Genomic DNA, 11,456 nt, shown 5'->3' with positions numbered 1-11,456 from the left:
AAATCTATTATCACCTTATTTAAATATTCAATAGAAATAATTAGGACAATAAAAACCAGCAGGATTAAATCCTTGATTAATAATAACTGGAAGTTACAAGCTGCTTTGCTTCAGTGCATTAGCCTGCCAATATCGAGAAATGTCATTATTTGAAAATCTGGCGATGGAAAATTCATCAATATCAATAGAATTTAGAATAACCCCGCCTTCGGTAATTAAGTCGGCAATTATCTCTCCGAAAATAGGCGCGTATTTCAAAGCCTGACCGGCGCCCAAGCAGTAGTACAAATTAGTAAACTGGGTATCTGCACCAAGGATAAATTTCAAATCGGGCGTAATATCGAAAAACGAATAATAGCCGCCGGCGTAGACCGGTTTACCGATTTTCGGAAACCGATTCATTACTTTGCCCAGATAATTATCGAGCTGTTGATGGGTAACATTAAAACTCAGCGCGTCGTAAATCACATTGGCGCCCTCGGGATTCATCGCGGTTCGGCTAAATGCGCGGGCAATATCCTTGACGTTGCGACTGCGCGGTTGATGCATGTGCAAAATACTGCCGCGCCAGCGCCGAAAATAGGCTTGATTGACATAATCGGCAATGATGGGCATTCCCTTGGGAATATCGTCTACGCTCACCAGAAAGTTGGCTGCATACACGGGCTCCAAAGCGACCGGGATGCTTAAGCCGATTCCGGCGAACAATTCGCCACTCCAAGCCCCGGCAGCATTGATCACATGTTCGGCAAAAAATTTGCCCTGGCTAGTATGTAGGGCACTGATACCTTGCCCGGTAAATTCAAAGTCGATGACGTCGCAATGCTCCAGCACATCGATGCGGTTCTTTTTAGCGGCCGTTTGCATAGCGTTTAAGATCTGCGGAGAATCCAGCTGCAACACGTCCGGCTCGTAGTAATACATTTCGTCCGGCACGGTTTTTAGGGCCTGACGGCTTAGATCCATGACATCGCGATGCGCAAGCATCGCAAAGTCTATTCCTTCCTGTTGCAGCATCTGCTCGAGCGTGGCCCAACTTTCAGAATCGCTTCCGGTAGTATTGTCGGCAATCCAGATCGCGCCGGGTTGCTCGTAGGGGATATTGACACCCCAGAGCGGTTTGAGATTTTTCCAGTATTGGGTTGCGATTTTAGCCATCCTGGCCGCCATCGGCGAGGCATTGGCGGAACGGACGATGGCACTATGCCGGGAACTAAGACCGGCACCCAGGACTTTTTTTTCGATAATAGCCACTTTGCCTCGTTTATTCCCCAGCCGGCGTTGCACCGAAAAAGCGCATGCCGCGCCGAGACAGCCTCCGCCAATCACCACGGTATGATAGTGCTTGTTCATCGAATCTCCGTGCAGTCTGGCACTGCAAATCTGTTTTCCAGCGGCTATCAAATCTTGATAGCAGAGATTCCCCCATCGACATGCATGATTTGCCCGGTAATCCAGGCGGCATGTTCAGACAATAAAAACCAGGCCATCTGCGCAATATCTTCAGCTTCCCCCAAGCGCTTCAGCGGATGCCGGGCTGCGGCGGCCTGTTTTTTGCTGTCTTCGCGCAGTAAACTTTCCGCTAATGGCGTGTCGGTCAATGACGGCGCAATAGCGTTTACCCGGATTTTCGGCGCCCATTCCGCCGCCAAGGCGCGGGTCAAGCCCTCTATCGCACCCTTGGACGCCGATACGGTGGCATGGAAAGGAAAGCCTGTTTGCACCGCCACGGTGCTAAACAACACGACAGAGGCACCCTCTGCCGCTTGCAGATTGCGTTGGTAATGCTGCAAACAGCGCACGGCGCCGATTAAATTCAGTTCCAAATCCGCAATAAACTCCTCGGGCTTGATCCTGGGGAACGGCTTTAAGTTGATGCTACCGGGGCAATACACCAAACCATGCAAAGGTTCATCGATGGCCGGCAATGCGTCGCTTAATACATCGCAGCTAAAGTGCTTGAACACGTTGGGCACCGCAGCGGAACGGCTTAAGGAGTAGACTTGTGATTGCCCCCGAGCCAAACCGGCAAGCGCCGCGCCTATCCCGCTACTGGCTCCTACAATCAAAATATTGCGCATGATGTGCCTCGGTCAGCCCATAAATCCAAACAAGTTTGTAATGTTGCGGTGGGGGTGCTAATGATTTCTTCTTGTATGCGCCGTAACAGACTGAGTTTTGCACCACTAGCCCCCCGTGTTCCAGAGGCTACCTTGCGGATGCGGTTAGTCAATGCGCTGCGCGCGGCTAAGCTGAGCGGGATAAACTATTCAATTTTATGTTGCGAGAATTGCGAATGAATTTAAGCCGATCAGGCATCTGCTGCGGCATCGCGGCCCCGGTAATATGGCTGTCGCTGATTGGTCTGGCTGGCGCCATGCGCCCGGAGTTCAGTCACAGCTATCAGTACATCAGCGAGCTGGGCGAACGCGGTAGTATCACGGAAATTCCGATGCGTTACATAGGCTTCGGATTCGCCGGCTTTTTATATGTGTGTTTTGCCGCCGCCCTTCCTGCAACTCTCCGCAAAGGTTGGCGTGCGGCGCTACTTGCCATGCTAATCGGCCTGGACGGAGTAGGACGTATTGGGGCCGGCGTGTACGCCTGCGACCCAGGCTGCAATGGTTTGTCGTCCAGTCAGGAATTACATCGGCTGTTTGCGATGGCCGGGTTTTCCGCGGCTATTCTGGCGACAGTTGTTTGCGGCATAATATTCCGCCGCCACCCTTGGCTGGGCATGCTTAGCGCTTACTCGATTAGCAGCGGCCTGCTGGCGGCAACTTTACTTTTTCTTATGACGTGGGAGGCCAATCCCATCCAAACTCCCGGCCTGTTCGAACACTTGGCAACCGGCGTACTCTCCACCTGGACGCTGGTGTTTGCCGTGTATTTATTGTGCGCATCTGCTTTGTCGGATGAATAGCGTACTTCCTTCAAACTGCGCTATGTTGTTTTTCACCCGGCTCTTAAATGTCGTCAGCTCCCACGAATGCAGGCGTTCTTCCGTCGCCCCAGTGGAGTATAAAATTTAAGGTCCGGGTTGATGGCCGGAACTTTCCAGGATTTACACCACCGAAATCCCAACTCAAAAACAACTGGAGAAGAATGTGATAAGTGCTTTATATGCCGCATTGGCGGCCTTACTGATAGTCTGGTTGTCACTGAGGGTGATCAAACTGCGGCGGGCGAAAAAAGTGATTTTCGGCGATGGCGGCGAAACCGATTTGCAAATCGCCATCCGGGCCCAAGGCAATGCCACGGAATACATACCGATATTGCTGATTTTATTGGCTCTACTGGAATTGAGCGGCGGTAACGCCGCGCTGCTGCACGCCGGCGGCGTGGCGATCATCCTGGGCCGAGTGGTGCACGCCCGAGGCTTGCTGCGCGCAAATCTGCATCAACGCGTACTTGGCATGCAAATCACTATTTTTACCTTGATCGGCTTGGCCGTGGCTAATCTGGGTTACGCCGCTAACGCGGCATTCGGGTAGCATTCGCTGACGCTTTGCAGACCACAACGATTGGAATTGCTTAATAGCTTAAGGTCGTTTGAGTAGCGCTAGAATACCCGTAGCCAGGGCGATTTCTCTGAGAAAGCATAAGAGCCCACCTATCAGCGCCAGCATCGACGCCACAAACAATAGCGAGACCGCATCCGATAGATCGATGGCTAATTCCACGCTGACGAACATGGCGACGATGGATAGGCAAACCAGTAAGGCACAAGTGGTACACATGATAATGGACCATTGATTCCAGCGTGCCCGCCGCGTCAAGATCTGCAACTCTGGATAATGTTGCTCGGCTTGCGCGCCATCGAGATCACTGAGCAAACGGAACCGGTCCACGGTGCGCCCCAGGCGGCTGGTCAATACCCCCAAAATACCGGCAACGCCGGAGAGCAAAAAAACCGGAGCAACCGCTTGTTGAATCACATGGGCAACTGTCGGTATGTTGGCTATGGCATCCATAATGACTATCCGCAAAATTGAAAATTAAAAGTACCGCATTTATTCACCCGGCCGTTGAATGCCCTGGATTCGTGGTTCCCGCGACGGCCGGAGCGACGAGATTTAACGGCCGGGTTAAATTGGACAAGTGAAACGTGGAAGCTGTCCACTGTCGAAAAATTTTACAATGAATGTTGCATTTAATTAGTGTCCGGTTAAAGTGACCGATCCGATTAATTCGACCGCCAACCTCACGGAGTAACGCGTGTTTCCCGTTAATTCATGCAAATTCGCCCTGATAGGGCTTATCCTCAGCCAGCTGCTTTTCACGCCAACATTGGCCGCCCCCGTCTCGCCAATGTATCGGCCGTCTGCGGCGCTGACCGGCCATGATCTGGCGGTTATCGTCAACGACGCCGACCCGTTAAGTGTGGAAATTGCCGCTTATTATCAAAAACAGCGGCAAATCCCGGCTGAACAGATGATACATGTGCGTTTTGCGCCGAAACAGGCGGTAATGTCCAAACAACAATTCGAGCAGGTTAAGCAGGAAGTCGATCAAAAAACTCCCGAGCATGTACAGGCCTTTGCCTTAACCTGGCTGCAACCGTTTCGCGTCGATTGCATGTCCATCACCACGGCCTTCGCGGCCGGTTTTAGCGAATCCTTTTGCGCAAAAGGCTGCGTACAAACCCATAACAGCCCGTATTTCACCTCCGAAACCGATAAGCCGTTTAAAACGCACGGCTGGCGGCCGACCATGGCCGTGGCCGGCAAGACCTTCGCGGAGGCGAAAAAACTGATCGATACCGGCGTCGCCGCTGATTATTCGCATCCGCAAGGCTCGGCGTATCTATTAAAAACCTCGGACCAAGCCCGCAGCTCCAGAGCCGTGCTGTTTCCAAAAGTGGCCGAATCGCTGACCAGCTTTTGGCCTGTGCATTATCTGGAGCAAGAATACATTGAGGGACGCCAGGACGTGATGTTTTATTTCACCGGCTTGACCAAGGTGCCGCATCTGGCGGATAACCGCTACTTACCGGGCGCTGTTGCCGACCATCTCACCTCCTCGGGCGGTGTGATGTCGGGCAGCGATCAGATGAATATCACCGAATGGCTGCGGGCCGGCGCTACCGCCAGCTATGGCGCGGTGGTGGAACCCTGTAATTTCCCGGCCAAATTTCCCAATCCGGGCGTATTGATGTACTTCTACCTGCGCGGCAGCAGCGTAATTGAAGCCTATTGGAAAAGCGTCGCCCAACCCGGCCAGGGTATTTTCGTCGGCGAACCGCTGGCCAAGCCGTTTGCCTATCAGCCGCGCCAAGCGCCGACTCACTAGTCGCGCGCGCCGTCCGTCCCGTCATCCGCGACGACAAGCCGGTTGCGGCCGGCTTCCTTGGCGACATAAAGGGCTTGGTCGGCACGGGTTAACAGATCGAGCCGATTGCCGCCGTGGACCGGATAAATCGCCACGCCTACCGATACCGTCACCTGCGGCAACTGATGATTACCGAACTTCAGCGATAAGCTTTCGATAGCCGCACGCAAGGCTTCCAGCCGTTGCAAGATTTTATCCGGCTGGATTTCGGTGGTGACCACCACGAATTCTTCGCCGCCGAAACGGCACACCATATCGCTGCCTTCTCGAAAACCGTTCATCAACTGCGCGGTTTTCTTCAAAACTTCGTCGCCGGCGTCATGGCCGTAGTTATCGTTGAAGGTTTTAAAATGATCGATATCTATCATCGCCACGGCCAGCATTTTGCCGCAGCGGCTCATCCGCAACAATTCCCGGTCCAACACTTCTTCCAGAAAGCGCCGATTGAACAAACCGGTTAGCGGATCGCGTATCGATAACTCGTGCAATTCCTCGCGCAAGCTCAAGTTGGCCAAGGCCAGCCGGGCGCTATCGGCGGCGGCTTCGGCTATCGATAACTCGCGTTGAATATCTTCCGGGTTGTCACTGGTAAACCGGCGTTCGATATAAATCAAACCCAAGGCCCGCGAATGCGCTAAGAGCGGAATGCACAGGTAAGGGCTGGCCCCCGGTTTTACATGGCTACAGACCGGATTGATGGTTTGGCCGACGCGCGCCATATGAATGCAACCACGCCGCATGCCCCAGCATTCATCCGGGGTAAACACTGATTCCAGCTCGCTTTCCCCGCTACCCCAAGCATCGACCAACACCAGCGAGTTACCGGCGGCATCCAGCATATAAAGTCCGCCGACGGAACCGGCAAACAAGCGTACCAATGCCGCTTTGATAATCGGATAGGCCTCCTCCATTTTTTGGCAGCTCTGCAACAAATCGGTCATCTCGCGGATTAATTGCATATGCAAAATCGCGGCTTCCAATTCATTTTGGGCTTTTTTTAACGCGGTAACGTCCCTGGCAGCGGCAAAAATTCCGGCAACGTCGCCCTTTTCATCCCGATAAACCGAGGCGTTGTACATCACTTCGGTGATCTGGCCGGAAGCGTGGCAGATAGCCAGCGGGTAATCGGTGACTTTGCCTTGCGAAAACGCTAAGCGATAACCGTCGCGGGCTTTTTGCGGATCGGTAAAGTAATTGGAAAAATCGCTGCCGATGAGCTGTTGGCGCGGTACGCCGGTGACTTTTTCGGTAGCACTGTTCACGTCCATGATCTTGCCGTCGGCGCTGATGGTGACCAGCGGATCGAGACTGGCTTCGATCAGACTGCGTGCATAGGAGGTTTTAACGTTTTTCATGCACGCTACTCAATTGCGTTGGAAGTTCATGAGTAACGGTGGCGCTTATTTAAACGCTTCGCCCCATTGCCCCAGATAAAATCGCTGCTCCAGAGCCGCACGGCTGCGTTCCGCCTGCTCGCCGGCTTGAAAATCTTCGGCCAAGGTATTCGCCTCGGCTTGATAGCCCAATGCCAACATCGCCATCGGCGTACAGTCGTCCGGCAAATTCAGCACTTGCCGGGCTTTATCGGCATCGAAACCGCCCATTTGATGGGTGACTAAGCCTAAGGCGTTGGCCTGTAAACACAAGCTCACGGAGGCGGCGCCGGTATCGTAGGCTGCAAAACGGTTGGCTTTACCGTTGTGATTGAAATTGGCCATCGCCACCGTCAGGATCAACACCGGAGCGTTTTTTGCCCAGAGCTGATTTTTTTCGGCAATTACCGACAAGGCATTTTGCCAGGCCGACGCGTCGCGGCTCTTGTCACAAACCACAAAGCGCCAGGGTTGATCATTAAAACAGGACGGCGCCCAGCGCGCCGCTTCCAGAACGGCGGTCAAATCCTGGTGGCTCACCGCTTTATCCGGATCGAAAGCACGCGGGCTCCAGCGGCTCGCGATTAAATCGTGAATGTCTACCTGGGTGTTGGCGCGTTTATGTTGCATGGCTGAGCCCCTCGTGTGTGATTATTAACCCGGCCCTTGGATCCCAAGACTTCGTCATTCCCGCGCAGGCGGGAATCCATTATAGCCGCTAGGCCCCCGCCTTCGCGGGAGCGACGATATCTAAGGAACTGGGCAATAAAATATTTAGCGCGTGCCGAAGCGGCCTATAACCAGCCGTGTGCCACGCATAAACCCGCCGGTAAATGTCGTAAATCAGCAAACCGGATACGCTAACGGATGGTAACTCGCCAACGCCGTCCCGTCTATTTTTAGCACGGTTCGCTGCCAAGCGCCGAGTAGGCTTTATGCCACTTGGCAGTTGGTGCTAAAATCGCGCGTTTAATATCATCCTTAGAATCATTCGGCTAATCGGCGCAACCGTTATTTTCAGCGGCCTAAGTCCGCAACCCAGCCGCTGGAATGCAACGCAGACAACATCATGACCATGGATTACAAACAAACCCTTAACCTCCCCAAGACCGAGTTTGCGATGAAAGCCAATCTGGCGCAACGCGAACCGGAGATGCTGAAAAAATGGAACGACAATCAGCTGTATCAAAAAATTCGCGAGGTCTGCGCCGGTCGGCCTAAATTCATTCTGCACGACGGCCCTCCTTATGCCAACGGCGCAATTCACATCGGCCATGCGGTGAATAAAGTATTGAAGGATATCATCGTCAAATCCAAAACCCTCAGCGGTTTCGATGCGCCTTACGTGCCGGGCTGGGATTGCCACGGTCTGCCTATCGAATTGATGGTGGAAAAATCGGTTGGCAAGGCCGGGGTTAAAGTCACGCCTGCCGAGTTTCGCAAGGAATGCCGCGCCTACGCCAAAAAGCAAGTCAACATCCAAAAAGAAGAATTCATCCGCTTGGGCGTCTTGGGTGATTGGGATAATCCCTATCTGACCATGGATTTTGCCTTTGAAGCCGACATCGTGCGCGCCTTGGGCAAAATCGCCGCGAACGGCCACTTGAGCAAAGGCGCCAAGCCGGTACATTGGTGTACCGATTGCGGCTCGGCGCTGGCTGAGGCGGAAGTGGAATACGAAGACAAACACTCCCCAGCGATTGACGTGCGTTTCACCGTGGTAGAAGAGCATGCGTTTATGGAAAAGTGCCACCATGCCGGCGACCGCGAAGGCAAAGGGCCACTGTCGGTAGTGATCTGGACTACCACGCCCTGGACCTTACCGGCCAACCAAGCCGTGGCACTGAACCCGGATTTGGAATATGCGGTGGTGCAATGCGAAATCGACGGCCAAACCGAACGCTTGGTCATCGCCGAAGCTTTGTTGAAAGACGTGGTATTGCGTTACGGCATTGGTGAGCATCACATCGTCGGCTACTGCAAAGGCGCGGCGCTGGAAAACCAGTTATTGCAACATCCGTTCTACGACCGGCAAGTGCCGATCATTCTGGGCGACCACGTCACTACCGATGCCGGCACCGGCGCGGTGCATACCGCACCCGGTCACGGCCAGGAAGACTATGTGGTTGGTATGAAATACGGCCTGCCGGTCGACAATCCGGTGGGTAGCAACGGCGTATTTTTGCCCAGTACCGAATTATTCGCCGGCCTGCATGTGTTCACCGCCAACGAAAAAGTGCTGGAAGTCTTGCGCGAGCGCGGCAAATTGCTGCATCACCACGCCTTGCTGCACAGCTATCCGCATTGCTGGCGCCACAAAACCCCGATTATTTTCCGCGCCACCCCGCAATGGTTCATCTCCATGGAGAAAAACGGCCTGCGCGACACGGCGTTAAACGAGGTCAAACGGGTGGATTGGATCCCAGATTGGGGCCAAGCCCGTATCGAAGCGATGTTGAATAATCGCCCGGACTGGTGTATTTCTCGCCAGCGCACCTGGGGCGTACCCATCGCCTTTTTCGTGCATAAAGAAACGGGCGAATTGCATCCACGTACCGGCGAGTTGATCGAACAAGTGGCAAAGCGCATCGAACAACAAGGCATAGACGCCTGGTTTGAGCTGGATGCGGCGGAACTGATCGGTGCCGACGCCGATCATTACCAAAAAATGACCGATACGCTGGACGTCTGGTTCGATTCCGGCGTGACCCATGCGGCGGTTTTGGAGCGCCGCGAACAATTGCGCTTCCCCGCCGACCTGTATCTGGAAGGCTCGGATCAACATCGCGGCTGGTTCCAATCGTCGTTGCTGGCCTCGGTAGCGATGAACGATGTCGCACCTTACAAAGAGGTGCTGACCCACGGCTTCACTGTCGATGCCGAGGGCAAGAAAATGTCCAAATCCAAAGGCAACGTGGTGCTGCCGCAAACGGTGATGAAATCGCTAGGCGCGGACGTGTTGCGTTTATGGGTGGCCGGGACAGATTATCGCGGCGAAATGTCGGTGTCCGAGGAAATTTTAAAACGCACTTCCGACGGTTACCGCCGCTTGCGCAACACCGCCCGCTTCCTGCTCTCCAACTTGGACGGCTTCGATCCTGCGCAGCATTTGGTAGCCAAGGACGATTTGCTGGCCCTAGACCGCTGGGCCGTCGATAAAGCCTGGCAATTGCAGGAAGAAATCAAAGCCGCTTACAGCACGTATCAGTTTCAAAGCATTTATCAAAAAGTGCTGACCTTCTGCAGCATCGATTTGGGCGGCTTTTACCTGGACATCATCAAGGATCGCCAATACACCGCCAAGGAAGATTGCCTGGCCCGGCGTTCCGCGCAAACCGCCATGTACCATGTCATCGAAGCGCTGACCCGCTGGCTGGCGCCTATCACCAGTTACACCGCTGATGAATTATGGCAATTCATTCCCGGCGAGCGCAGCGAATCGGTATTTCTGGAAACCTGGTACGAAGGCCTGTTCCCGCTGGATGCCAACGCCACTATCAGCCGCGACACCTGGGACACAGTGATGGCGGTGCGTACTGTGGTCTCCAAAGAACTGGAAACCTTGCGCAAAGACGGGGCAATCGGCGCATCCTTGAATGCGGAGGTAGAGCTGTATTGCGACGCTGCCTACGGGGAAGAGTTGAACAAATTGGCGAGTGAACTGCATTTCGTGTTCATCACCTCCAACGCCGGTGTCGCCGACATGCAATTCTGTCCGAGTGATGCGGTGGCGACCGAATTGGAAGGCGTGAAATTGAAAGTGACGGTGTCCGAACATGCAAAATGCGTGCGCTGCTGGCACCAACGCTACGACATCGGCGAAAACCCTGAGCATCCGGAATTGTGCGGACGCTGCGTGGAAAACGTCGCCGGCCCTGGCGAGACCCGTCGTTATGCTTAAGTGGCTGTGGATTTCCGCCGTGACGCTGGTGCTGGATCAAGCCAGTAAGCTGGCGGTGGACGGCTCGATGCAGTTGTTCGAGTCGATTCCGTTGCTGCCGTATTTCAACCTGACCTACGTGCATAACACCGGCGCGGCCTTCAGCTTTCTGGCTCAGGCCGGCGGCTGGCAACGCTGGCTGTTCGCCGGCTTGGCGGTGGTAATGAGCAGCATCATTGCGGTCTGGCTGCATCGCTTGCAAAAGCACGAGACCTTGATGGCCGTGGCCTTGTCCCTGGTCTTGGGCGGCGCCATCGGCAATCTGATTGATCGGGTGGCTTACGGCTATGTGATCGATTTTCTGGATGTCTATTACCAAGACTGGCACTGGCCGGCGTTCAATATTGCTGATTCGGCGATTTGTATTGGGGTGGGGTTGATGTTGTTGGAGAGTTTTGGGGTTGGGCGGAAAGTTGTGGATGTTTTGGAGTAGGCTTAACACCAAAATATGCTTATATCCAATGCGTTCCCCTCTTTGAAAAAGACGACTGTATGGATGCAGGAGGTAGGGCAACGTCCGGAACGGTTGCCGAGGGGCTAGGGGATAAGGTGTCGCTAACGCGACGGCCTATTTTAAATGTCGGGTCTCGGCCCGACAGCCGAGTAACTTTTCTTTGTTTGGCCAAAGAAAAGTCACCAAAAGAAAGGCCACCCGGCTGCCGCTTGTTTCCTGCGCTCCTCGCTTTTGAACAGGGTTGCCGAAAGGGGCTTCCTGCCCCTTCGGCAACGTGCGGCATCCATGCCGCACCCCTGCGGGCTGATCTGTTCAAAAGCTCCGGTGCTCGGCGCGGCATACGGGAGAAAACCCAACC

The 11,456-nt window shown here is 54.1% G+C and carries 10 protein-coding genes; 5 read left to right on the top strand and 5 right to left on the bottom strand.

Features of this window, described 5'->3' with window-relative positions:
• Positions 1-93 precede the first annotated feature (93 nt).
• Positions 94-1,353, bottom strand: a complete 1,260-nt coding sequence (locus NP589_RS20335) for an NAD(P)/FAD-dependent oxidoreductase (protein WP_256608606.1) — start codon at positions 1,351-1,353, stop codon at positions 94-96.
• Between the two features lie 47 nt (positions 1,354-1,400).
• Positions 1,401-2,081 carry an SDR family NAD(P)-dependent oxidoreductase gene (locus NP589_RS20330; protein WP_256608605.1) on the bottom strand — a complete coding sequence of 227 codons (681 nt, stop codon included), beginning with the start codon at positions 2,079-2,081 and terminating at the stop codon, positions 1,401-1,403.
• Between the two features lie 215 nt (positions 2,082-2,296).
• Here NP589_RS20330 and NP589_RS20325 point away from each other — a divergent pair, with 215 nt between their 5' ends.
• Entirely contained in the window at positions 2,297-2,923 is a 627-nt protein-coding gene (locus NP589_RS20325) for a DUF998 domain-containing protein (RefSeq protein ID WP_256608604.1), read from the top strand.
• 184 nt (positions 2,924-3,107) lie between these two features.
• A complete protein-coding gene (locus NP589_RS20320) occupies positions 3,108-3,494 on the top strand; it encodes an MAPEG family protein (protein WP_256608603.1) in 387 nt (128 codons plus the stop codon).
• A 48-nt stretch (positions 3,495-3,542) separates the two neighbouring features.
• On the opposite strand, the gene NP589_RS20315 is transcribed toward NP589_RS20320, so the two are convergent.
• Positions 3,543-3,974: a DUF2721 domain-containing protein gene (locus NP589_RS20315; RefSeq protein ID WP_256608602.1), complete on the bottom strand. Its 432-nt coding sequence runs from the start codon at positions 3,972-3,974 to the stop codon at positions 3,543-3,545.
• A gap of 244 nt (positions 3,975-4,218) precedes the next feature.
• Here NP589_RS20315 and NP589_RS20310 point away from each other — a divergent pair, with 244 nt between their 5' ends.
• On the top strand, positions 4,219-5,292 hold the full coding sequence (locus tag NP589_RS20310; protein ID WP_256608601.1) for a TIGR03790 family protein: 1,074 nt from the start codon (positions 4,219-4,221) through the stop codon (positions 5,290-5,292).
• Here NP589_RS20310 and NP589_RS20305 read toward each other — a convergent pair.
• Together NP589_RS20305 and NP589_RS20300 are read right to left on the bottom strand one after the other, a co-directional pair.
• Entirely contained in the window at positions 5,289-6,686 is a 1,398-nt protein-coding gene (locus NP589_RS20305; protein ID WP_256608600.1) for a sensor domain-containing diguanylate cyclase, read from the bottom strand. The two genes, NP589_RS20310 and NP589_RS20305, sit on opposite strands and share 4 nt — an antisense overlap.
• A gap of 45 nt (positions 6,687-6,731) precedes the next feature.
• Entirely contained in the window at positions 6,732-7,334 is a 603-nt protein-coding gene (locus NP589_RS20300; protein WP_256608599.1) for a nitroreductase family protein, read from the bottom strand.
• A gap of 439 nt (positions 7,335-7,773) precedes the next feature.
• Here NP589_RS20300 and ileS point away from each other — a divergent pair, with 439 nt between their 5' ends.
• Positions 7,774-10,605, top strand: coding sequence for an isoleucine--tRNA ligase (gene ileS, locus NP589_RS20295; protein ID WP_256608598.1), 2,832 nt, complete (start codon positions 7,774-7,776; stop codon positions 10,603-10,605).
• A complete protein-coding gene (lspA, locus tag NP589_RS20290; protein ID WP_256608597.1) occupies positions 10,598-11,077 on the top strand; it encodes a signal peptidase II in 480 nt (159 codons plus the stop codon). The genes ileS and lspA overlap by 8 nt, the downstream gene beginning before the upstream one ends.
• Positions 11,078-11,456 lie beyond the last annotated feature (379 nt).

This window comes from Methylomonas rosea (assembly GCF_024505055.1).
Classification (GTDB): Bacteria; Pseudomonadota; Gammaproteobacteria; order Methylococcales; family Methylomonadaceae; genus Methylomonas; species Methylomonas rosea.
The sequence above is the reverse complement of the archived record's forward strand: the minus strand, read 5'-3'. Positions and strand labels throughout refer to the sequence as shown.